This window comes from Sphingobacterium thermophilum, from assembly GCF_039541675.1.
GTDB classification, from domain to species: domain Bacteria; phylum Bacteroidota; class Bacteroidia; order Sphingobacteriales; family Sphingobacteriaceae; genus Sphingobacterium; species Sphingobacterium thermophilum.
Genome location: NZ_BAABGR010000006.1, coordinates 498,699 through 523,067 on the forward strand (window position 1 = coordinate 498,699; position 24,369 = coordinate 523,067).

Genomic DNA, 24,369 nt, shown 5'->3' on the forward strand with positions numbered 1-24,369 from the left:
TTTTATTTGACTTTCTTCAGTATGTCTAGAATAAGAGGGTAAGTGTTTTCCATGACTTTCGGTAGGTCTTTCTTTCCAAACCATACCGCTTGGGAAATATCTTCTTCAGTTTGCGGCACCAGTTTAGGAACTTTATTTACGCCCATCTCATACCAGTTTGTTTTCTTAAGTACCAATTTTCCTTTCAGCTGATAGGTATGGTAGGTGGACATGATTTTTTTGCCTAGGTAATCCACTTTTATGCTGCATTCTTCTTCTACTTCCCTTACAGCAGCTTCACGCATTTTTTCACCTTCATCAACTTTTCCTTTCGGTAGATCCCATTTTCCGAGGCGGTGGATGAATAAAATTTTACCTTTTCCGTTTTTCACTACGCCACCAGCAGCGAAGATGGTCTTTATGCCGTCTGTAATCTTTTTGAAGATATCTTTGATATCGGGATGAACGTAGAGATAAGTAGTCTTTCCGTTCTTTGTAGAACTATCAAAAAGTTTTTCTAAGTCAATGTCTTGTAAACCAATCGTTTGGCTGTTTTTAGGAGCTTTAGGAACGAAATCTGCTAAAATAAGCAGGCTGTGGTTCATATAAATTTTATAAATTTGTGCCATGAATAATTTAAATGAGGTTGAACAAAAAATTGCTGAATCCTTATTGCAAATTAAAGCAATAAAATTGCAACCTAAAAGTCCTTTTACATGGGCGTCGGGTTGGAAGTCTCCAATTTATTGTGATAATCGTATCACTTTATCGCATCCAGCTATCCGTACCTATATCCGTCAGAAATTAGCTAAGTTGATTCAAGATGAATTTGGAGCGGTAGAAATGATTTCGGGAGTGGCTACTGCCGGAATTCCACAAGGGGTATTGGTAGCACAGGAACTGGGGCTGCCTTTCACATATGTGCGTAGCAGTGCCAAAGACCACGGCCGTCAGAACCTTATCGAGGGAGAGGTAGTAGAAGGTCAGCGTGTAGTAGTAATCGAAGATTTGATTTCTACCGGTAAGAGTTCGTTGCAAGCCGTTCAAGCTTTACGTAATGCAGGCTGTAATGTTGTAGGTTTGGTTTCAATCTTTACTTATGGTTTCGAAGAGGCAGCTAAAAATTTTGCGGAAGCAAAATGTACTATGTACAGCTTGTGTAACTACGATGCTTTGATAAAAGTAGCTGTGGAAAACGGATATGTGTTGGAGTCGGATGTAGATTTCTTGAAAGCTTGGAGAAAAGATCCAGCAAACTGGAAACCTGAAGAATAGTCACCATCAATATTTCACTACCTATATGACCTTGATTCAAAACAGCACAACATTAAACAAACCTGTAGAGGATGTGTATGCTTACCTAAGTGATTTAAACAATCACGAACAGCTTATGCCTGAGAACATCTACAATTGGTCATCGACGAGTGATGAGGCTCGTTTTACGATTAAAAACATGGCTAAGCTGGCCTTGAAAGTAACGCAACGTGTAGAGAATAAGGAAATAGTGTGTGAGCCTAGTGAGGAGGCACCTTTCAAGGTTAGATTGTCTTGGAAGCTGGATCAGCTATCAACACAAGAGACGAAAGCTACCTTTGTCATCGAAGCCGAATTGAATATGATGATGAAGATGATAGCAAGCGGTCCTCTGCAAAAACTGGTGGACTATCAGGTAAGTCGGTTAAAGGAGGTTTTGGCATAAAAACTATATTATAAATGAGTAAGGGCTTCAACTTTAAAGTTGAAGCCCTTACTTTTTAGAAGGTGAAAGTAACATGCATTCCTACCTTTTGAATAAGTTCGGTACGATGATTACTGATATTTTGCTGAAGAGGAGATTGGTAGAAGACTCCCACCGCCAGTTTGTGTATAGTGGCTTCTGCACCTACATTAAGGTTAAGGTTGTATCCTCCGGTTTGATCCAGTATATACCCTAAAGTCCTATCTTTCGTTTGATATTCATATTGGATTCCTGCATGAGGACGTATGTTACTCTTCTCTGAAAAAGCATGAAGGTAGTAGAGACTGGCATTCAGTGTAGTCTTATTTCCATAGCGGTACTTTTCACTATTTTCTGTATTCCATTTATAACTTAGGTTGGTATTCAGGCCCATATTGTCTAAACGGATGTCGTAGCTGGCGCTGGCAATAAGGTCTAAGCTTCCTGTTCCTAACTGATAGATGTTAGGTGAATTGGTGTCTAAGTCTTCTTTACGATATTCTCCCGTAGGTAGCTTAACCCCGATACCCAGCCAGACATTATGGTTGCTGTTATTTGAGGTGTTCAGTAGATTATAGTAAGTACTAACATTAATGTCTCCTAATCCAGATTTATTGATTTCAGATGTAGTACCATAATTGTATTTGAATATTTTGCTGTAAGGAATAATAGCCATCACCCTCCACTTGGGATGGATATTCCAAGCAGACCAAATCTCGGCGGTATGGTACTTCTCTTTATTACTCAAGGCCGTAATATTTCCATGAATATCCAGCTGCGTGTAAAGTTGATTAAAGTGATAGCGAACTCCAACGAACCTCTTGTTGAAGTTGGTAAGGAGCCCATTGTATGAATTTCCGAGACCTCCGCCACAGATATCACAGGCATAAGCACCTGTTGCAGCGAAGTAGGCTATGATGAGTGCAGTTAATTTTTTCATGGTTGTATGAAGTTTTTGTTTTGAATGAAAGATTCGTCGTCCAGCGTTTTGAGGAAGCTAAGAAGAGCCTCCATTTCTTCCTTCGTCAGGGGAATACCTTTGTTAATCCTCAAGAGAGGATCAAGATTGTCTGTCAAGACCACTTCCTTAGCGTAATGATTCAATACAGCGTGTAAGGTGTAAAATCTGCCGTCATGCATATAAGGCGCTGTATAACTCAAGTTGCGCAGTGTAGGAACTTTAAAGCGAAGTTTATCTTTTTCGTTTAAGGTCACTTCAAATCTTCCCAAATCATTTGCAGGGTTAATGCCTAGACCGTTGTCGCGGAAGCTGTAATCCGTGAATAGAGGTTCTGTATGACAGCTATTACATTTGGCTAAGAAAAGCTGATAGCCTTTTTCTTCTTCTTCGGTGAAAGAATCTTCTCCTCGCTTGACCTTGTCGTATTTGGAATTGTCAGAAACTAGAGTGGTCATGAAATGTGCCAATGCTTTTAGTACCTCATTTCCCGAAAATTCACTTTTGCCGAATGCCTTTGTGAACATATCGGGATATTTAGCGTCGGCTTTCAGTTTGACCAGTATATTGTTCATGTTTTCATCCATCTCCACCTCATTCACAATGGGAGCCAAGGAGACGAGGTCCAGCTGTGGCACACCTCCGTCCCAGAAGAAGGATGTAGCCCATGCAAGGTTGGCAAGGGTAGGAGCATTGCGTATGCCCAATTTATCGTCTATGCCGTGACTAACATCGTGTCCGTGGTGCGTGAAAGCATTCTGGCTGATGTGACAGCTTGCGCAAGAGATAGTGTTGTTGCGCGACAGACGTTCGTCATAAAATAACTTGCGCCCCAATTCCACGGTTTCTTTTGTGAGAGGTGTGGTGGCAAAATTATATACAGGATCCGGAAAGTGTGTAGGTTTCCGGAAGCCTATAAATTCTTCAAAGTTAAGATCTTCGCTTTTTTGACATGCCACTATCACTAGAAGGATTATAGCGAAGACTGACCATCTTTTTCTGTTTACCATCAGTTGATTTTTTGGAAGTTATGGGTATGATCATGTGTAAACATAGTGGCGTAATTATCCGCCATTTGCTCGTGAGGACCCTGCGTCATGATGGTAGGATACTCACTTATAGAGATAGTATGTACAGCATCGAAGATCTTTCCTATATCTACCATGAGGTGGATATCTGAGGATAGGTTTTCCTGAACCTTGCTGATGCCAGCCTTTGATAGATCGAGCGTTATAATCCTATTGTTATTAGGTGTAGGGCTGCTATATCCTCCGAAGAAACCTATATGGTACTTAAATTGATTGTTTACGGTATTGGCTTGAGGAGAGGCTCCTTCGATTTTGAAGTGTATATAACCGGAATTCCAGGTCCAATACATGTCGTGTTTTGACACATCCAAAACGCCGGTTCTTTGTTCTGCAGGTAAGGTGTTGGTAAGGCTGTCAACACCCAAATTAAACTGCAGATAACTGTATTCCCCTTCCGGGGCACTGATGATAGGATATAGGCTTTTATTATCTTGGGCGTCAATCAGAAAGAAAGACTCCATTTTCGGCACGGTGTAGGTTTCACCATTAGGCTTGCCTAAGACGATATTGCTGACATAGAATTTCAGTAGGGAGATGTTGAAAGATTCTCCATTGCTATTGGTATAGGTATAATCATTGAGAACGAGCTTTTTACCGTTGACGATAAGGTCAAATTTAAGTTTTACCTGACCGTTTTTATTGCTGTCCGTTTCGATAGATTCTGTTTTGTTACAATTAGTAAATAAAAACACTATGGCTACTAAAGCCCCCAATAAATTTTTCATGTTGACTTATCTATTCTTTATTTAATTAAAACCAAATACAATTAATGCTACTCCCATCTGTACGGATGGATGCAACATAGGAGTAGGGATAATACAAGTGTTAGGAATAATTAAATAAAGAGAGGGGGATGATCTATCGAATAGATATAATCTTGCGGATTTAAATTACAAAAGTATAGAGGGTATGTTTTTGCAAGCTCCGTAACGGTTGTACATAAATCGACCTCATTTTGGAAGTGATCCACAGCTAAGCCCTCTTGGAAGTTTACCTTGAAATTTTTCTGTTCATTTTCCTGCTGTGCTTTCAGCTTCTTCATTAGGTAACACTTTCCATGACAGGTGTTGTGTTCCATATTGCGCTGTACACAGAGGTATTTTTCGATGTAGTTTTGATTATAGTAAAACGACGTACATATCACTAGCGTCATGTTGCATTGGATTAACATGACAGGAATAAGTAGATATGTAAGCCACTTTTTCATGCATCGCAAAGTTACAACATTCTTCTATATTTCAAAATGAGGGTAGTTATACTTGTTGAATTTTATTTGGATTAATTCTTAATAAGCTATATCTTTGTTTGCGTCAAGATTATTGAAGATGATTTGTCCATTAGCAAACGTAGAGGAAGTATTTAAGACATCGGAGGGAGCTGTATACCAATGCAGCCGCAAAAACTGTTATTGGTTAGAATTTCAAAATACGACAACATCCTTCAGTGTAAGTGATTTTTTCAAATTCAAAAAGCGCATAGACAGTATCGATATAGAGAAGATGATTTGTGATTCATCTCGCAGTGCGGATGTAGAAATTGTGATGCCTTTTCGTACCGAGCGCTGTTTTGTACTTACTGTGTCGGATATTCTAAATCTTCGAGAAATCTTGGACGGGGCTAAATTTGTCATTGAACTGAACGGACAGATTAAGAGCATCCTACGTGAGGGAGCTATGTTGGCTCGCTAATTAAAATTATACTGATTCTAAATAGGTTACAGATTCAAAGTCTAATTTAGACTGAATTTGTATTACACTTTTTTCATCTTTTTCCCATCTCTTCTGTATATTTTTGTTAGAGCAAATAAGCGGTATGAGTTTTGCTTATTTATGCTTGTACATAATTGTAAACAAAAAAATATTCATCATATGAAAGACTTATTGAAACTAAAATCATCTTTATCAGAAGAGATCGAAAATATTTTGAACGCACAGATTAAAGTAGAAGCGCATTCTTCGGCACTATACCTTTCTATGTCGGCATGGTGTGAAGATCAAGGGTTGGACAATGCGGCAAAATTCTTTGCGAAGCAGTCGGATGAAGAGCGTCAGCATATGTTGAAGCTTTTTCATTATATCAGCAGCCGCGGAGGTAAACCTATTTCACCGGAGATAACTAATATTCCTTCGGAATTTGAGTCGTTCAGAGGTGTTTTCGAGCAGACATTAGAGCAAGAGATGTTTGTAACTGAACAGTTCAACAAAATTGCTGACACCTGTGTGAAGGCAAAGGACTATGTTACTTTTAACTTCTTACAATGGTTCTTAGAGGAGCAAGTGGAAGAAGAGTATGTTGCAAGACGCATCTTGGAATTGTTTGACGTTATCGGTGAAGAGGGTACCGGCCGTTGGGAAATTGACAGACATTTGGTGAAAGTTTCTTTCGATGGAGAATAAGAAAGAAAGCTAATAATTAATAGCGAAGCGAGATATAAACTTTTATATCTCGCTTTTTTTTATACTAATACTTATTATTTTACGTTAAATATAGGGTAAAAGTTGCCGGTGTAATTTTTTGAATCTACAATATTTATTATCTTGATTGCTGTATAAGCTAGTTTGAGTTGTGCGAAGTTTATTAACAAAGACAGGGTGTTTTTTTATGCTGGTTGTATGTATTACAACTCAAATAGTTTTTGGACAGGAACACTTCAGCGGGGTGGTCTTGGATACTGCGGGCTATCCTATTAAAGATGTAAACGTACGTCTTTATACACCTAAAGACACGCTGTTTGCTATCACCAACGGTAGGGGGATTTACAGCTTTACTCTTCCAAGGGAAACCTATACCATTCATTTAGGGTTTTCGATCTTAGGGTATGCCTATGAAGAGTTTTTCTTTACACGTAAAGATTTAATCAACAATAAACTTCCCAATGTAATATTGAGTAGGGCAGCTTTTATCATAGAAGATGTCACAGTGACCAAGGTAATTCCTATTGTGGTCAATGGAGATACGATTCAGTATAATATGGGAGCGTTTACGTTCGGTAAGCACGCCCTTCTGGAAGATGGTCTTAAGAAACTCCCCGGCTTTCAGGTGTTGCGCGACGGATCTGTATATTTTAATGGTACCCATATACGGAGGGTTAGGGTAAATAATAATGATTTTTTTGGTGGAGACGTACTTACGGCGACAAAAAACCTTCCGGTGGATTATATCAACAATATTCAACTTATAGAAGTTCGCAATGAGAATGATGCCACCGACAACGGCATTGTGGACAATCAGGCCACCGAGAAAATATTGAACATAAACCTAAAAGAAGACCGTAAAATATTCCATTTTGGACAGCTCACTTTTGGAGCAGGAACCAACCAACGCTACCTAGGAAGCTTCGGCATCAACAGATTTGACGATGGTAACGAGATCTCTATCCTTGGATCTATCAATAATACCAATACGAATTTATTTTCTTTCGGCGATATTATGGGAGGGAGCCGCAATACTAAATCTTTTGATATTGATGAATATATTGATCCTACGGACGGCATCAATACGACTTACTCCATAGGAACTAACTGGGTCAAAAAAATTAATTCCCGGACCAGACTAAGTGGAGCTTATAATTTTATACATAAGAATAGTCAGGTTACAGGTTTTTCAAACATGAAGTCAGCCTATACAGGCAATACCATCACTAAGACAGAAGATTTTGATATCATACAAAACGACTATAATCATAATCTCAGGTTTTTGCTGGATAAAAAATTTGAGAATGAGGACTTGCTGAAAATAGAAGGTAACTTCACTTTACATAATAAATCCTATATGAATGAGCGAAAAACAGAATTGAGTAACTCATTCTTACAAAATAAAGGTAACAATACAGACTCTACCAAACAGGTTCTTCCTATGGGAAATGTCGAAATGACCTTTGTGAAGAATTTCGAGAACAAGAATCGGAAGTTTGTGGGTAAGATGGGCTTACGTGCCCACAAACTTACCGACAGAGAGTACGTTGACGAGGAATATACGGTAGCTTATCAGATGTCATTAGATACGGTGATGGAGCTAAATCATCAGTTTGTGGATATGAAAAATTATAACGATTCCAAAAATCTGATGATGTCTTATGTAGAACCTTTTCTGAATAATGGATTGTTTGAATTCAAGTATGAATTCGAACACAACAGAATTGACGCTAGCCGATATACATACAACTGGATTAATAATCAACCTCGAGGAATTATTGACTCTTTGACGGTAGATTATGGTTATCAATATTTCACCAATAAGATGGGCATTACTTACCAATATAACCTTCCGAAGAAACTGAAGTTTAACATAGGTTTTGCCGTACAACCTATTAAGATGCTGGGGGAAATTCTGAACGACACCTTAACATACAGCTACGACAACATCAATTTGGTACCTACATCAAACCTTACATATAAGATTTCGAATAATCTGGATTTCCAGTTGAGCTATAAAGGTAAAAATAACGAGCCGAGTTTTTTCCAAATTGCCCCTGTAAGGAATAACACGAACTCGAGGAATATCATCATCGGTAATCCGGAGTTGAAGTCGGAGTTTACTCATAGTTTTCTCAGCACGGTAAGAGCGTTTTTTCCGGTACGCATGCAATATCTAGAAACCAGCTTTATCTTCAACAAGGTAAAAGATAAAATTGTTAATGACAAAAAGCCTTTAGAAAACACTACCATCCAGCAGACTACATTCCGCAATACCAATGGATATTACGATTGGAAGTTAAATTATATTTTCAATACGCCTTTGGGAGGAGACAGCTGGCAACTCAACCTAGATGGAAGTGTAAACTATTTCAATAACCTTTCATTCATCGAAGATCGTAAGAGAACCACCAAACAGTTTTTGTTCCAACAGGCATTGAAATTGAAATATTCTTTGGATGAATATGTTGAATCTTCATTGAATGCCGTCTATTCCCAAAATTATGCCCGCTATGATATTCCTTTCCGAACAAGAATCAATGTGCAATCTTTGTTTTTGGGATTGGGGATAAAAGGTTATGTAAAGGACAATTTCTCTATGGGGGTGGAAATGTCGCAACGTAACAATGATGGGTATTTCAATAATTTCATGAATGTAAACCAGACATTGATGAATGCATTTATAGAATATTCCTTTTTGCAAAATAGGACAGCCATGCTACGCATCCATGCATACGATATCTTCGATCAGAATACTAATATGGGAATTTATTCGGAATATATTGGAAATGATCTATATGAGGAGCGTAAAAGCCGCTTGGGCAGATACATTATGTTGGCTTTAAATATCCGACTTCAAAAATAAATGATGAAAGCAGTAGTGATGACAACAGCCGGTGGTCCGGAAGTATTGCAGGTTCAGGAAAGAGATATACCTACCATATCGGCAGATGAGGTGCTTATCAGGGTGCATGCCGCCGGAGTTAATAGACCGGACGTATTGCAACGTTTAGGGAAATATCCTGCCCCGCAAGGGGTAGTACAGGATGTTCTTGGCTTAGAGGTGGCGGGTACCATAGCCGCAATAGGAGAGAACGTAAAAGAGCTGAATTTGGGCGATCGTGTCATGGCTTTGGTAGCCGGAGGCGGTTACGCCGAATTTGTTGCAGCTCACAGCGGCGTTTGTATTCCATTGCCGGAAAGCCTAACATTTGAAGAGGCTGCCGCCATGCCCGAGACAATATATACGGTATGGCATAATGTCTTTCAGAGAGCCAACCTTACTAAGGGTGAAAGGATTTTAATCCATGGCGGTGCAGGAGGTATAGGTAGTACTGCTATATTGCTTTCAAAGCTTTGGGGAGCAGAAGTAGCGACAACCGTTCGTGGTGCTGCCAAAAAAGAATTTGTGAAACAATTGGGAGCCGATATAATCATTGATTATTCGACTTCTGATTTTGAAATGGGACTGAAAGATAAAGGGGTAGATGTCGTACTCGACTTTATAGGAGGAGAGTATTTCGAAAAAAACATTCATGTACTGCGTGAAGAAGGAAGATTAGTGTACATCAATGCCATGCAAGGCGTGAAGGTCACGCTAAATATCCTTAAGCTTATGCAGAAAAGACTAACCATCACCGGTAGTACTTTACGCAATAGAGACAGCGCTTTTAAAGAGGCTCTTACAGCAGATATCAAAGCCCATCTTCTTCCACTCATTAACGAAAGAAAATTGATTCTTCCTATCTATAAGGTAGTGCCGTTTGTGGAAGCTTGGGAAGCTCATCGACTGATGGAAAGTAGCGAGATTTTAGGGAAGATAGTCCTCTCTTTTTAAAGAGCTAAAATAATTTAGCTTTGGAAGTATGAATAATTATTTACATCTTTAGGTAAATAATTGTAACCATTATGAAACTTAAATTCCTTGTATTTTCCATACTTCTGTTGTCCGCAAGTGTTGGTCATGCCCAGCGAATAAGTCAGGTTGGAAAGCCGTTGGATTATGTAAGTACTTTAGTAGGAACGCAGTCAACATATTTTTTGTCCAGTGGCAATACATATCCGGCTATTGCTGTGCCTTGGGGGATGAATTTCTGGAGCCCTCAAACCGGAAAGATGGGAGATGGATGGATGTATACCTATACGGCGGAGAAAATCCGAGGTATCAAACAAACCCATCAGCCTTCGCCCTGGATGAACGACTATGGTCAGTTCAGTATTATGGCTATGGTGGGAAATAAAACCTTCGATCAGGAAAAAAGAGCCAGCTATTTCTCCCATAAAGCAGAAGTTGCTAAACCACATTATTATTCGGTATATCTGGCAGATTATGATACGAAGGTAGAAGTGACACCTACATCCAGAGCTGCTTATTTCCGCTTTACCTTTCCGCAAACGGAAGAGGCTTACGTGCTGTTGGATGCTTTCGATAAAGGATCTTATGTGGAAGTTTTGCCTCAAGAAAATAAGATTATTGGTTATTCGACAAAAAATAGTGGAGGAGTTCCAAGCAATTTCAAGAATTATTTTGTTTTGGAATTCAATAAGCCTTTTAAAGATATTTCCACCTTTGCAGACTCTGTGCTGGAGGATGGAAGGTATAGTGTTAAGGCAGAGCATGTAGGAGCTCTGATAGGCTTTTCCGTGAAAGGCAAAGATGATCCTCTTTTGATGAAGGTAGCTTCTTCTTTTATTTCGAACGAACAGGCGGAGCGAAACCTTAAGGAGATTGGTGATAAAACCTTTGAAATAGTAAAAAGTGAGGCAGAATCCATATGGAATAAGGAGTTAGGCAAGATAGAAGTGCGCGGTGGTACAATCGATCAGTTACGAACTTTCTATTCTTGCTTATACCGTTCACTGTTGTTTCCAAGGACATTTTATGAATACAACGAAAACGGGGATATCGTTCACTATTCACCATATAATGGTCAGGTACTACCCGGATATATGTTTACAGACACGGGGTTTTGGGATACATTTCGCTGTTTGTTCCCTTTCCTGAATCTCATGTACCCGGAGATGAGTCTTAAGATGCAAGATGGCTTAGCCAACGCTTATCGTGAGGGAGGATGGCTGCCGGAATGGGCTAGTCCAGGCTATCGTAATGTTATGGTTGGCAACAATTCAGCTTCTGTGGTGGCTGATGCATGGATAAAGGGGGTGCGAAGCAAGGATATCGAAACCCTATATGAAGCTGTAGTAAAGGGCTCCAAAAATGCAGGACCTCTTCCTGCTGTTGGAAGAGCCGGAGCGGAGTATTATAATGAGCTGGGCTATGTTCCTTACGATGTTAAGATCAACGAAAATGCTGCTCGTACACTGGAATATGCGTATGATGATTTCGCAATTTATCAGCTGGCCAAAGCTATAGGTAAAGGAAAAGACGATTTACAATTCTACAAGGATAGATCGTTCAATTACAAAAAACTTTTTGATCCCGCGACAGGACTGATGCGAGGAAAGAATAAGGACGGTTCCTTCCAATCTCCATTTAATCCGTTTAAATGGGGAGACGCTTTTACTGAAGGTAACAGCTGGCATTACAGTTGGTCAGTATTCCAAGATTTTGCAGGGCTAGCCAAGCTGATGGGTGGCAATAAAGCGATGGAGAATAAGTTAGATTCTGTGTTCATTTTGCCTCCTATATTTGATGACAGCTATTATGGTTTTCCTATCCATGAAATCCGTGAGATGCAGATTGTCAATATGGGACAATACGCACACGGCAATCAGCCTATACAGCATATGGCATATCTATATAATTATGTCGGGGCACCTTGGAAAACCCAGTTCTGGGTGAGAGAAACCATGGACAGGATGTATTCTCCTAATCCGGATGGCTACTGTGGTGATGAAGACAACGGACAAACTTCCGCCTGGTATGTTTTCTCTGCTTTGGGATTTTATCCAGTAACGCCAGCGGTGGACGAATATGTTATAGGCTCGCCGCTCTTCGATGAAGTCAAGCTGCATCTTAGTAACGGTAAAACAATAGAAATCCGTAGCGTGAACAATAGCGCAGAGAATAGATATATCAAAGATTTGACACTCAATGGCAAGAGCTATAGTAAGAATTATTTAAAGCATTCCGAGCTTATAAAAGGAGCAAAGTTGAATTTTACTATGGATAATAAACCGAATACAAAAAGAGGTATCCAGTCATCGGATTTTCCGTATTCGTTAAGTACTCATGATTAATGTTCTAGGAAAAATAAAGCCTTCCACTTTCATGGATGATAAAATAAGATAAGTATTGGGTAATATGGTTTACTTTTATTCGCTGAAATGCCGGTATTTTAGTATCACAGATACTAACCGGTATTTCTGTTTATTACTCAGTAACCTAACAATACTTAATAGTCTTATTTTATAATTTATAGACAATGAATTTTTTGTGTCATGTCAATTGGAGATATTGTTTAATTTTTCTCCTTTTCTTCAACTTTTATAATCTTCGAGCTCAGAGTGATCTCCTCTTGTGGTATAAACAAGCGGCCAAGAATTGGAATGAAGCACTGCCAATAGGCAATGGACGTTTAGGTGCGATGGTATATGGGGGAGTGCAAAAAGATATTATTCAACTTAACGAAGAAAGCCTGGTCGGAGGTTCCAATTTTGATAATACTAACCCACAGGCAGGTCAGCATATCGATGAGATACGACGATTGTTGTTGGCAGGAGACAACGATAAGGCTCATGAGTTAGCAAAGCAATATCTGTTGGCCACCCCTGCGGACTTTCGTTCATATCAGACTTTAGGAAACATATATTTAGACTTTGCACATGAAGGACCTGTTGCTAGTTATCGTCGCAGCTTGAATTTGGAAGAAGCTATAAGTGAAGTCAGTTATTCCGTTAATGGAGTACGCTATAAAAGAGAATATTTCATTTCTGCTCCACAAAATGTAATGGTCATTCGACTCAGCAGTGATAAGGCGAGAGGACTTAGTTTCAAAGCCACACTGGCAAGGCAATATGATGCCACAGTACAAGCTGAAGGCCAAGGAATGTTACTCATGCAGGGACAGCTTGTCGATCTCCCTTCGGAGAGTATGGGACCTGGTGGACTGCATATGAAGTTTGCTGCCGCCTTACGCATTATTCCGCAAGGAGGAGAAATGCATAGTCTGAACAATACCGTGATAGTTACCGACGCAGATGAGGCTTTATTGATTTTTACGGCAGCGACGGACTACGACCTTTCACAGCTTAACTTTAATCGAGACATTGATCCTTATGACATATCCAAAAAATTAATCCGTCAAGCTGAAAGTTATTCGTTTGAAAGGTTAAAACAAAATCATCTGGCAGATTATCAACCCTATTTTAAGCGCGTATCATTGCATTTGGGAAATGAAGATAACCAAAATCTTCCGACGGATGTACGCCTACAGCGTGTGAAGGAAGGTAAAGCCGATTTGGGGTTGGTAAGCCTTTATTTTCAATATGGGAGATATCTTCTGCTTTCTAGCTCTCGAGCTCCCGGCGTTTTGCCTGCTAATCTGCAGGGCATATGGAATGAGCATTTTGAAGCACCATGGAAGTCGGATTACCATACCAACATAAATGTACAGATGAATTACTGGCCTGCTGATGTGACCAATCTTTCGGAGACGGTACGTCCGTATGTGGAGTTTGTGGATCGCTTGCGGGTGCCGGGACGTATCACTGCGCAGAAGATGTATAAGGCCAAAGGATGGACCATACATCATGCTACGGACGTCTTCGGAAAATCAGGCATTATTTCAGGAATACATTGGGGTACTTCACCACTATCGGGGGTATGGCTTTGTCTCAACCTTTGGGAAAACTATCTTTTTACTCAAGATAAGCAATATCTTAAAGACAAAATTTATCCTATAATGCGGGAGGCCGCAGAGTATGTAGAGAGCTTTTTGATTGAAGCTCCCAATGGTTATTTGGTTACCGCGCCATCAATGTCACCCGAAAATAGTTTCCGTCTGGCTAACGGCAAAGCAGAACAATTAACATATGCACCAACTATAGATAACCAACTCATCACCGCTTTTTATCAGGCCTGTATAGACGCTGGAAATATAGTAGGTGAAGATCCTCAATTTTTGAAACAGCTTAAAGCTACGTTAAAAAGAATACCACCTACAAAGGTGAGCCAAAAGTATGGTATAGTCCAGGAATGGATAGCGGATTATGAGGAAGTAGAGCCGGGTCATAGACATATGTCTCAGCTCGTAGGATTATATCCTGCCAATCTTATTACTCCGGCGACACCGGAGCTTTTTGAGGCGGCCCGTCATACACTGACAAGAAGGCTTACTCATGGAGGAGGACATACGGGATGGAGCAGAGCATGGATTATCAACTTTTATGCCCGTCTGCTCGATGGAGAGGAAGCCTGGAAGAATGTTCAGGACCTGTTGGCAAAATCGACATTAAACAACCTTTTCGATACACATCCTCCTTTTCAGATTGATGGAAATTTCGGAGGAACGGCAGGCATAGCAGAGATGCTACTACAAAGCCATGAGGGCATAATACATGTGCTACCGGCGGTACCTGAAGCATGGAATGAAGGGGCCTATTCGGGACTGGTGGCGCGTGGTGCTTTCGAGGTTAACGTATCCTGGAAAGCAGGAAAACTGGAAAAACTTCTTTTACATTCCCGAAATGGAGGTGAAGCTGTAGTGCAGTATAAAGGCAAAAAAATTAAGGTTAAAACAAATAAAAATCAGACCTATGATCTAAGTAACCGTTTCTAAAAGGGTTATTTAAGTATGTTGTTAGCTTTTAGTTTAATGAAAAAAGAATAGGCAAACAGCCTATTCTTTTATTTTTTTGTATGCTTCGGCAAGCTTTTGGACGCTAATAGGTTTAGTGATTATCCCATCAAAAGCATGGTTGGATGAAGAGTGATTATTTTCGGCCACCGCTTCATCTGCCGTATTAGCAAATACAAGTATATGTTTCAACTTTGCAGAAGACTTGATGGCATCTAACAAATCCCATCCCGACATATGAGGCATTATGACATCTGTAACAACAATATCCGTTTTGTATTGCTTTATGAAGTTGAGTGCATCTGCAGCATCCTCAAAGAAAGATACATGCTCAAAATCTTTAAACATTTGTTTTGCCAGCAAAAGATTGATTTTATTATCGTCAATAAGTACTATAGATAGGTCTTTCGATAGGTCTGTCTTTGACGATGGCATTGAATCTTTCTTCTGGTTTTTCTGACCTTGCGCTAGCTTCAAAGGAATTTGAAGAGTGAAGGTCGATCCCTTTCCAAGCTGACTTTTTACTGAAAGTTTTCCGTTTATCTGATTAGCTAGTAACTGCGAAATATGCAATCCTAGTCCGAAGCCTGTCTTCTTGTTTTCTACTATATAGTATTTACGGAAGATTTGCTCCTGCTTACTTTTTTCGATACCTATTCCTGTATCTTCTACATCGACGAAAATCTGATTGTTGCTAATATAAGCACGGATGGTCACCGATCCTTTCTCTGTATATTTGATGGCGTTGGATATCAGATTAGAGATAATTTGACGTAATCTAAATTCATTAGAGATAATTTTGAGATTATGTTTCAGGTTATTTTCTTTATTCAACTTCAAACCTTTGTTGCTTGCCTGAAACGTATGGAGGCTATATGTATCTTCAATGATTTTGGCTATATATACTTCATCCATGACAACCTCCATGTTGCCAGATTCGATTTTGCTGAGACTCAAAATATCATTGATACTGTTGTTGATGACACTGATATCTTGGTCAATATTGTTAATAAGAGTTCTATCCAACTTCTCCGGAGTAAATTCATTGTTTTTCAATAACTGAACAACACCTTGCAGAGAAATCAATGGCGTTCTTATTTCGTGACTTATATTCGCTAAGAGGTTGGTTTTTTCTTCTGCAACGTTGGCTGCATATTCTTTTTCCTTAATGATTTTACTTTCGTAATTTGCAACAAGATATTGATAATAAACAATAAATATCAGCATAAGAAAGATTATTCCCAATGCCATCATGGCATAGATGCCGAACTTATGGGAATTCTTCTGAAGTAGAAAATAATCAGATTTTTCGGATTCCCGAAGAAGTTGAGCTTCTTGCTCCTTGATATCGTCTATAGTCTTTTTCAAGTCGCTGAGTAAAGAGTAATTGGAGGTGATGAGGTTACGCTCCTGTTCCTTAGAAAGAAGATATATGCGTTGCAGTTCTCTGAAATTTCTGTTATAGACTCTTTCATTAGCCTGAACAAGATTTTCAACATTTTTTTCGATGATGTTTAGCTGATTTACATTAAACATCTCTTTTTTAACCTGATTGAAAGTGGTATCGTCTTTGGCGTTGAAAATCCGTTTGAACAGACTTTGCTTTTTACGCACTATAGTGTCCTGCATCACATCCTTGTAAGAGGTGTCACGCATGATATTCTTCATCAAGGAGTCTGTAGTCATCCTTGAACGACTTAATCGTCTGCTGTTCAAGTCCGTAGTGTTGTTTGCCAGCTTTTCGTCTGCAAAGGTAATGAGGTCGTCAATCCTCTTTTTGAGCTGGACATATTGAAGGGCTATATTTTGATCAATAATATTGTTTGTGGCACTTATTTTTAGCTGTTGTATGCTGTCTACTCTCGTGATGATATCATTCAACGTATCCAGTTTATCTTGATAAGCTTTTAGGTTATCCTTATCAAAGGACACCGCATATAGTCGGAATAAATTGTCTACTTCACTGAAAGTAGTCATCAGCTCATAGATGATAGGAGAAGAATTTGTCTTAGTCTCGTATGCTTTATTAAGCCTAGCTTCGACTTCCTTATATTCCTTGTATTGAAAAAAGAAAATTACACATAGGATTAAGCTTGTAACTATTACTGTTCCCGGTAACAGAAGCCTTAAATAGAATGTATTTTTCTCCGCCACGACAAAAAGATGATTAAATGTTAAAATCCTACACCAAAGTTACTAAATAGTATGTAAAGATAAATTTATCGTAAAACAAATATTTTAGAATCATCTAAATTCTATAAAAACTTTATGAGAGATAAATGGTTATCTCATCATGCAGATTATTCAATTTCGGCACGAAGGAATATATTGTGTGCCCGGCAAATTCTATATAGACCCATGGAAGCCTGTAGAGAGAGCATTAATTACCCATGGACATGGAGATCATGCACACCGGGGGATGAAAAAATATTTATGTCATCATTTTAGTGTTCCTATCCTTCAAAGTCGATTGGGGCCGGATATAACGGTGGAAGGTATTGGCTTTAATGAAACCATAGTCATCAATGGCGTTCGTGTTTCCTTTCATCCGGCGGGACATGTGGTGGGCTCCGCGCAAATCCGCATGGAATACAAAGGGAAGGTAGTTGTGGTTTCGGGAGATTATAAACTTCAGGACGACGGACTATCTACGCCTTTTGAACCCATACGATGCCATGAATTTGTTAGTGAGAGTACCTTTGGTCTTCCTATATACCAGTGGAACGATATAGATAAGCAGGAGGAGGAGTTACGTCAATGGATAGCACATAATCAATCTTATGGCCGGACGTCGGTATTTGTAGGTTATTCATTAGGTAAGGCGCAACGTATATTGAAGGCTGTAGCAGATGTGGCACCTACATATGTTCATCATTCCATTCATAGGATTAACCAAGTATATGAAAGTATAGGCATAGAACTTCCAAAGTATGAAGTATTAGATTTTCGGGAAGATATAAAGTATGTTGACCAAGGCATTGTGGTGTTGCCACCGGCGATGATAGAAAGCAAGGTTATTAAAAAGATTCCCAACATGTCATACGCCATCTGTTCGGGTTGGATGACAGTGCGCGGTGCCCGTCGTTGGCGTAGTGCCGATGCAGGTTTTGCTCTTAGCGATCATGCGGACTGGAACGACCTTTTAAAGGCAATCAGAAGTACAGAAGCAGAAAAGATATATATCACACATGGACAGACGACTATTTTCCGCAAGTATCTTTGCGAACTAGGGTATGAGGCAGAAGAAGTGATGACAGCTTATGGTGAAGAAGAGAGTAATGCTATCGAACTGGAGGGAAACGTATGAAAGCTTTTGCCCGACTGGTGTATGCGTTAGATAGCACCAATAAGACAAGTCAAAAGATGATGGCTGTTCATGTTTTTTTGAATGTAGCTGACGACAAAGATAAACTTTGGTTATTAGCCTTATTTTCAGGAAAAAGACCTAAACGTACTGTCTCAACAAAACTGATGAGAGAATGGGTACTTGAAACGACAGGCTTACCTGAATGGTTGTTTCAGGAATCTTATAGTTCCGTAGGTGATTTGGGTGAGACATTATCCCTATTACTTCCACCTCCAAAGGGATATTGGGATTACTCGCTGGCAGAGTGGATGCATCGGATTCGTGCCCTTGAGTTCACATCTGAAGAGGATAAAAGAAACTTTGTATTGCAAGCTTGGGATAATTTACCGCATCAAGAACGCTTTTTGTTCAACAAGCTTTTAGGAGGAAGTTTCCGCTTAGGTATATCGGCAAAAGGACTTATCAACGCTATTTCCTCGTATTACGGTCTAGAGCCTAGCGCAGTGTCTCATAGCATTATGGGAGAATGGGAAGTGGAAGAATCTGCTTTCGAAGAGCTCGTTCATGGACATTATGTAGATAACAACCTTTCCAAACCCTATCCTTTCTGCTTAGCCTATCCTATAGAAGATGTGGAAGAAACTTTAAAGGACCTTTCACAATGGCAGATTGAATATAAATGGGATGGCATTCGCGGTCAGCTTATTAAAAGGAAAGATGAAATTTTTATTTGGTCGAGAGGCGAAGAGCTCGTCACCTCGCAGTTTCCCGAAATAGTGGAGGAAGTCGCCCAATGGAAAGGAGATTTTGTATTGGATGGTGAGATATTGGCTATATCTAATGGTGAAATATTAAACTTTACAGCCCTACAAAAACGGCTTAACCGCAAAGTACTATCAAAGAAAATTTTGTCTGAAGTGCCGGTAGGCATGTACGTGTACGATATTTTAGAATATCGAGGGGTTGATTTAAGGGAATGGGCAATGGATAGGCGCAGGGCTTTGCTGGAAAAACTTATCCGGAATAATCCTTCTACCCAAATCCATCTTTCGCCTGTCATTGCGGAAAAGTCATTAGGACAACTAAAAGTAATAAGAGAAGAAGCTCGGCAAATCAATAGTGAAGGTTTGATGCTTAAACATAAAAAATCGGTATATCATGTAGGCCGCAAAAAAGGAGATTGGTGGAAATGGAAGATAGACCCACTGACCATTGATGCCGTGCTTATCTATGCACAGAAGGGTAGTGGCCGTCGTAGCAGCTACTACACGGATTATACATTTGCTGTGCGGGATGGCGATAAGCTGGTCACCATTGCCAAAGCTTATTCAGGATTGACAGATAAAGAAATCCAAGAAGTAAGCCGTTTTGTGAATAAAAATGCAATAGAAAAGTTTGGTCCCGTACGTACAGTGAAGCCCCTATTGGTTTTCGAGATAGCTTTTGAAGGTATAGGATGGAGCAGTAGACATAAGGCGGGGGTGGCACTGCGCTTTCCTCGAATAGTACGTTGGCGTAAAGATAAGACGGTAGAAGAAATCGATGATTTGGCATCCATTAAGAAATTAATTCATTAATTTAATCCTAAAAATAGAACGTTGAATTCTTTTGAACAGTCATACGGTTTTCGGACAGTCTTGACTTGGCTGCAACAGCAGACGAGGGAACCTTTTTCCTTTCAGCTTCAGACGTGGAAAAAGATAGCTCAGGGATATAGCGGTATGGTCGTAGCTCCTACAGGTTTCGGAAAGACATATTCCGTTTTCATAGGAATATTGATAGACTATATGAATCATCCCGAGCATTATAAAAGCGGTCTGAAAGTGATATGGATAACGCCTCTACGATCTTTAGCCAAGGACTTAGCGCGTGCCATGCAGGAGGTGGTGGATCAGATAGGTCTGGACTGGGTGGTAGAAGTACGCAATGGAGATACCGATGTGAAAGTAAAGCAGCGGCAAAGCCGTCAGATGCCTGATGTTTTGCTGCTAACTCCGGAAAGTTGGCATCTTCTACTCGCGCAAAAAGGAAGAGATAAATTTTTCCGTACGTTGAAAGCTGTGGTAATCGACGAATGGCACGAGCTTCTTAGCACGAAAAGAGGGGTGATGGTAGAGCTTGCAGCATCCTATCTAAAGCATAGAAACCCTTCGCTGTTAATATGGGGGATCACGGCAACCATAGGTAATCTCAATGAAGCCTTACAGGTCTTATTACCTCAAAGCAACAAAAGAGCAAAAATCATAGCCAAGGAAAAGAAAGAGATGGAAATCATCTCCGTATTTCCTCCGGATGTGGAGATTCTCCCTTGGGCAGGGCATCTGGGGGCAAAGTTAGTGGAACAGGTGGTTCCCATTATCCTCCAAAGTAAGTCTACAATTATCTTTACTAATACGCGTAGCCAGAGCGAATATTGGTATCAACTTTTGCTAGATGCTTATCCCGCTTTTGCTGGACAGTTGGCCTTACATCATAGCTCTATAGATGCGGACATCCGCAACTGGATAGAAGAGGCTTTGAGTATGGGAAAGCTGAAGGCTGTAGTGGCAACTTCTTCGTTAGATTTAGGAGTCGACTTTAAGCCAGTAGATACAGTAATACAAGTAGGGTCAAGTAAAGGGGTGGCTCGCTTCATGCAAAGAGCCGGGCGAAGTGGCCATTCACCTTTCGAAGTATCCAAAATTTATTTTGTACCTACCCATTCTTTAGAACTTATAGAAGTTTCAGCTCTCAAAGAGGCGGTAAAGCGCAATGTCATAGAAAATAGAGAGCCTTTAGTTTTATGCTATGATGTCTTAGTTCAATTTATGGTTACCGTAGCCTTAGGTGGAGGCTTCGACTATGAAGAACTCTTCGATATCGTAAAGAACACGTTCTCTTTTCAATGGATGACAAAGGAGGATTGGGAGTGGTGCATAACCTTTATCACTGTGGGAGGAAAAATAGGACGTCGGTATGAAGATTTCCATAAGGTAGTGAAAAATGAAGAAGGAATATATGTTGTAGAGCGGCGCCGTATCGCTATGCTCCATCGGATGAACCTCGGAGTCATAGTTTCAGATGCTATGGTTAAGGTAAAATTTCTCGGTGGGGGATATATAGGAATGGTAGAAGAATACTTTATTTCCAAATTGAAGGAAGGGGACAAATTTATCCTTGCAGGAAGAGTATTAGAGTATTTGCGTATGAAAGAGATGACCGTTTATGTCAAAGCCTCACAAGGCAGGGGCATCACCCCAAGCTGGTTGGGTGGACGGCTTCCTCTAAGTTCTAATTTGGGTTTTCTGCTTCGTAAAAAGCTTGCCGAGTCTAAAGCACCTTCCTCAAAGGATAAGGAACTCAACTTCCTTTTTCTTTTGGTAGAAAGTCAACAGAACAAATCCCATATTCCTTCAGAAGATGAATTCCTTGTAGAGAAGATCACCACTAAAGAGGGATGCCATCTATTCATGTATCCTTTCGAGGGGCGACTTGTACACGAAGTGATGGCCAGTCTTATGGCTTACCGTATCAGCCAGTTATATCCTATCAGTTTCTCCATGGCCATGAACGACTATGGTTTTGAACTTTTCTCCGACAAGGATATTGTCTTAACGGAAGAGCAGCTGCACTATATTTTGAGAAAAGATGATCTTATGAAGGATGTTTCAGCCAGTATCAATGCTACGGAGATGGCCAAACGTAAGTTTCGTGATATAGCGGTCATTGCGGGATATGTTATTCAAAACCATCATGGACGTCAACAAAGCAACAAGTCTTTACAGGCATCGGCCGGCATCATATTTCAGGTTTTGGAAGAGCATGAACCACACAATCTTCTGCTGAAACAGGCGTATACAGAGGTGTTTAACCAACAGCTGGAAGAGCCGCGACTCACAGCAGCCTTTGAAAGAATCAATGCTTCAACCATAATTTATAAAATAGTAGAAAGTTTTACACCTTTGAGTTTTCCTATAAAGGTAGATAGCCTGCGGCAGTCCTTATCCAGCGAAGATCTGGCTGCCCGTATATTGCGAATGCAAGAAAGGAGCAACCGTTACAAAAGTAAGAGGAAATGATTATTTACGAACAACAAATAATTTGGGCGGACGAGCAGCTTACATTAACAAACCGAAGAGCCCTATATTGGAAGGATAGGGAGGCTTTGATACTCTCCGACCTCCATTTGGGAAAGGCGGCTCATTTCCGTAAAAACGGCATTCCTATCACCTCAGAAATCCATCTTAAAGATCTTACCTTACTCGAAAAGCTTATCGCGCATTATTTTCCTAAAAGAATTATAATTGTAGGAGACCTTATCCATGCCGGAAAAAATACGGAAGTATTAGACTTTAAGGATTTCCTTGAGAAATATACCGCCATAGAATTTATCCTCGTCAGAGGAAACCACGATAGGTTGACAGCTCAAGAGTTCGATGAACTTGGATTGCTGACAGTATTACCACACTATACTTTGGGGAATATTACTTTCGTACATGCACCATTATCCGGAAGCACCTATCAGATTTGTGGTCATGTGCATCCTGGTGTTAGCTTACGTCTTCCTACCCAAAAATTCGTTCGCTTGCCTTGCTTTGTGGTAAGCCCCCAAAAGATTGTGCTTCCTGCTTTCAGCCATTTTACCGGACTGGACACCCAATTCCAACTGGAGGAAACCACTCAATATGCCATACTTGAAAATGGGATAATACCCATAAAGTGATATTATCCCTCGATTCTTAGCACCATCTCTATTTGATTGACGGTATTTTGAAGTCCTAGCCGTGCAAGAAAGTTGTGCGTTTGTGGATGATTATCTTCGACATTCATGATGCTAAGCTCATGCGAATAATTTGTTATCAAGTAATGGATCAATGTCGCTCCGATACCTTTATTTCTGGACGAAGGATTTACAGCAAGCTGTTGAATGCGTTTTGACATTGGATTAAATGATACGTAACCCACTAATTCATCGGATAAGTATGCACCTATAACTACGACAGTATCTCTCAAATTCTGTACGGATTGTACCGTATTTTGCCAAGTAGGCAGGAAGTCCCAGAATCTTGTTAGCTTTTGCCAATCAGGATTTTCTATAGCCTTAATCTGTATGTCCTGATTGATAGTGTTGATGCTTACCTTTCCCGAATAGCATTTTACCATTCGATTTGCTTTAAAGCCGGCCGTTTCGTAGGATTGTAAAGCTTTCGTATTGTTTTCAAGCACTTCCAACACAATCTCGTGAATGTGATGCGCCTTCAGTACAGGCAATATATGTTTATACATGGAAACGGTAAGTCTGTCGCCTCTGTACTCTGGAATGACTCCGGTACCTCCGTTGTATATTCTCCTTTTGCCGTCTTCCTGACGAAAGCCATGCAAGATAAATCCTACCAGCTGATTATGGGAAAATGCGCCTACGGAATATTGAAGAAATGTATCATCGGCAATAAGTTTGGACTTAAGCTGTTCTTCCGTAAGTTGCAGCGACACAAGGTAGTCCGAAAAAGCTTGGTTAAAAGTGTTTGTGAGGGTAGGAATATCTATTCCTTCTAAAGTTTTGATGGTAATCATAGGTTGTTAGGGCTGATAAATTCCGATTTGAGTAAACTGTAAATCTCTAAATCCTCGAAATGACCGTCAGGAAATAGCTCTCCTTGACGTTCGATACCTTCGAAAGTGAATCCCAGACGTTTGGGAATGTTACTACTAGCTGTGTTACCCACAGCGCATTTTATCATAATTCTGTTCATGTGCAGCTCTTCAAAGGCGAAGCGGCACAAAGCTTTGACACTTCGGGACATGATGCCTTTGTGTTGGCTTTTTTCGGACATCCAATAACCAATTTCTGTCTTCTTATTGTTATAGTCGCTACGGACAAGACCTATCATTCCAACGAATTTTCCATTTTCACGGATAGTAAAAACATATTCATAAGAGCTTTCAGGTGCATTGACGATGGAGTCCACATAGGCTTGCGTATCCACAATATCTTGGGTAAAAGACACAAAAGGAAGCCATCGTCCCAGAAAAGCTCTTTCGCCGTCGATGGTACTATAGATGTCCTGTGCATCTTCTCTCTGAAGCTGGCACAGCTCTATATCGTCATTAATTTTTATGTGTATCAGTATAGTCATATAGTGTTAAAACGTAATTGGAGGAAGTAAA

General features: G+C 40.1%; 20 protein-coding genes. 12 read left to right on the top strand and 8 right to left on the bottom strand.

Annotated features, from left to right (window positions below; genetic code table 11):
* Positions 1 to 2: 2 nt before the first annotated feature.
* Entirely contained in the window at positions 3 to 608 is a 606-nt protein-coding gene (locus ABD873_RS04295; protein WP_345065086.1) for an NUDIX hydrolase, read from the bottom strand.
* On the opposite strand from ABD873_RS04295, the gene pyrE reads away from it, so the two are divergent.
* The gene (pyrE, locus tag ABD873_RS04300) at positions 607 to 1,254 is read left to right on the top strand and encodes an orotate phosphoribosyltransferase (RefSeq protein WP_039052837.1); all 648 of its coding nucleotides are present in this window, start codon (positions 607 to 609) and stop codon (positions 1,252 to 1,254) included. The two genes, ABD873_RS04295 and pyrE, sit on opposite strands and share 2 nt — an antisense overlap.
* Positions 1,255 to 1,279: 25 nt before the next feature.
* Positions 1,280 to 1,678 carry an SRPBCC family protein gene (locus ABD873_RS04305; RefSeq protein ID WP_039052836.1) on the top strand — a complete coding sequence of 133 codons (399 nt, stop codon included), beginning with the start codon at positions 1,280 to 1,282 and terminating at the stop codon, positions 1,676 to 1,678.
* A gap of 55 nt (positions 1,679 to 1,733) precedes the next feature.
* Here ABD873_RS04305 and ABD873_RS04310 read toward each other — a convergent pair whose 3' ends face one another.
* The 4 genes from ABD873_RS04310 to ABD873_RS04325 form a co-directional block, all read right to left on the bottom strand.
* The gene (locus ABD873_RS04310; RefSeq protein WP_345065091.1) at positions 1,734 to 2,636 is read right to left on the bottom strand and encodes a transporter family protein; all 903 of its coding nucleotides are present in this window, start codon (positions 2,634 to 2,636) and stop codon (positions 1,734 to 1,736) included.
* A complete protein-coding gene (locus ABD873_RS04315) occupies positions 2,633 to 3,664 on the bottom strand; it encodes a cytochrome-c peroxidase (RefSeq protein ID WP_345065094.1) in 1,032 nt (343 codons plus the stop codon). The genes ABD873_RS04310 and ABD873_RS04315 overlap by 4 nt, the downstream gene beginning before the upstream one ends.
* Entirely contained in the window at positions 3,664 to 4,467 is an 804-nt protein-coding gene (locus ABD873_RS04320) for an MbnP family protein (protein WP_345065097.1), read from the bottom strand. The genes ABD873_RS04315 and ABD873_RS04320 overlap by 1 nt, the downstream gene beginning before the upstream one ends.
* Positions 4,468 to 4,577: 110 nt before the next feature.
* Entirely contained in the window at positions 4,578 to 4,949 is a 372-nt protein-coding gene (locus tag ABD873_RS04325; RefSeq protein WP_345065100.1) for a hypothetical protein, read from the bottom strand.
* Between the two features lie 118 nt (positions 4,950 to 5,067).
* On the opposite strand from ABD873_RS04325, the gene ABD873_RS04330 reads away from it, so the two are divergent.
* The 6 genes from ABD873_RS04330 (at position 5,068) to ABD873_RS04355 (ending at position 14,897) form a co-directional block, all read left to right on the top strand.
* On the top strand, positions 5,068 to 5,430 hold the full coding sequence (locus tag ABD873_RS04330) for a DUF6686 family protein (protein ID WP_345065103.1): 363 nt from the start codon (positions 5,068 to 5,070) through the stop codon (positions 5,428 to 5,430).
* 180 nt (positions 5,431 to 5,610) lie between these two features.
* The gene (locus ABD873_RS04335; protein WP_345065106.1) at positions 5,611 to 6,138 is read left to right on the top strand and encodes a ferritin; all 528 of its coding nucleotides are present in this window, start codon (positions 5,611 to 5,613) and stop codon (positions 6,136 to 6,138) included.
* A gap of 205 nt (positions 6,139 to 6,343) precedes the next feature.
* The gene (locus ABD873_RS04340; protein ID WP_345065109.1) at positions 6,344 to 9,022 is read left to right on the top strand and encodes an outer membrane beta-barrel protein; all 2,679 of its coding nucleotides are present in this window, start codon (positions 6,344 to 6,346) and stop codon (positions 9,020 to 9,022) included.
* Positions 9,023 to 9,994, top strand: a complete 972-nt coding sequence (locus ABD873_RS04345) for an NAD(P)H-quinone oxidoreductase (RefSeq protein WP_316929715.1) — start codon at positions 9,023 to 9,025, stop codon at positions 9,992 to 9,994.
* 71 nt (positions 9,995 to 10,065) lie between these two features.
* A complete protein-coding gene (locus tag ABD873_RS04350) occupies positions 10,066 to 12,357 on the top strand; it encodes a GH92 family glycosyl hydrolase (protein ID WP_345065114.1) in 2,292 nt (763 codons plus the stop codon).
* A gap of 278 nt (positions 12,358 to 12,635) precedes the next feature.
* On the top strand, positions 12,636 to 14,897 hold the full coding sequence (locus ABD873_RS04355) for a glycoside hydrolase family 95 protein (RefSeq protein WP_345065117.1): 2,262 nt from the start codon (positions 12,636 to 12,638) through the stop codon (positions 14,895 to 14,897).
* Between the two features lie 60 nt (positions 14,898 to 14,957).
* On the opposite strand, the gene ABD873_RS04360 is transcribed toward ABD873_RS04355, so the two are convergent.
* Positions 14,958 to 16,892, bottom strand: coding sequence for an ATP-binding response regulator (locus tag ABD873_RS04360; RefSeq protein WP_345065120.1), 1,935 nt, complete (start codon positions 16,890 to 16,892; stop codon positions 14,958 to 14,960).
* Between the two features lie 316 nt (positions 16,893 to 17,208).
* Here ABD873_RS04360 and ABD873_RS04365 point away from each other — a divergent pair, with 316 nt between their 5' ends.
* Genes ABD873_RS04365 through pdeM form a run of 4 tightly spaced genes read left to right on the top strand, consistent with a single transcriptional unit; the run spans position 17,209 to position 22,924 of the window.
* Positions 17,209 to 18,222 (top strand): ligase-associated DNA damage response exonuclease, encoded by a 1,014-nt coding sequence (locus ABD873_RS04365; RefSeq protein WP_345065123.1) that lies wholly within the window; start codon positions 17,209 to 17,211, stop codon positions 18,220 to 18,222.
* On the top strand, positions 18,219 to 19,799 hold the full coding sequence (locus tag ABD873_RS04370; protein ID WP_345065125.1) for an ATP-dependent DNA ligase: 1,581 nt from the start codon (positions 18,219 to 18,221) through the stop codon (positions 19,797 to 19,799). Before ABD873_RS04365 ends, ABD873_RS04370 begins: the two co-directional genes overlap by 4 nt.
* A gap of 21 nt (positions 19,800 to 19,820) precedes the next feature.
* On the top strand, positions 19,821 to 22,280 hold the full coding sequence (locus tag ABD873_RS04375) for a ligase-associated DNA damage response DEXH box helicase (protein ID WP_345065128.1): 2,460 nt from the start codon (positions 19,821 to 19,823) through the stop codon (positions 22,278 to 22,280).
* Positions 22,277 to 22,924 carry a ligase-associated DNA damage response endonuclease PdeM gene (gene pdeM, locus ABD873_RS04380; RefSeq protein ID WP_039052827.1) on the top strand — a complete coding sequence of 216 codons (648 nt, stop codon included), beginning with the start codon at positions 22,277 to 22,279 and terminating at the stop codon, positions 22,922 to 22,924. The genes ABD873_RS04375 and pdeM overlap by 4 nt, the downstream gene beginning before the upstream one ends.
* Before the next feature lie 2 nt (positions 22,925 to 22,926).
* Here the strand turns inward: pdeM and ABD873_RS04385 are convergent, their stop codons facing one another.
* Complete coding sequence (locus tag ABD873_RS04385) at positions 22,927 to 23,775, bottom strand: GNAT family N-acetyltransferase (RefSeq protein ID WP_345065133.1); 849 nt, start codon at positions 23,773 to 23,775, stop codon at positions 22,927 to 22,929.
* Positions 23,772 to 24,338 (bottom strand): GNAT family N-acetyltransferase, encoded by a 567-nt coding sequence (locus ABD873_RS04390; protein ID WP_345065136.1) that lies wholly within the window; start codon positions 24,336 to 24,338, stop codon positions 23,772 to 23,774. The genes ABD873_RS04385 and ABD873_RS04390 overlap by 4 nt, the downstream gene beginning before the upstream one ends.
* Positions 24,339 to 24,369 lie beyond the last annotated feature (31 nt).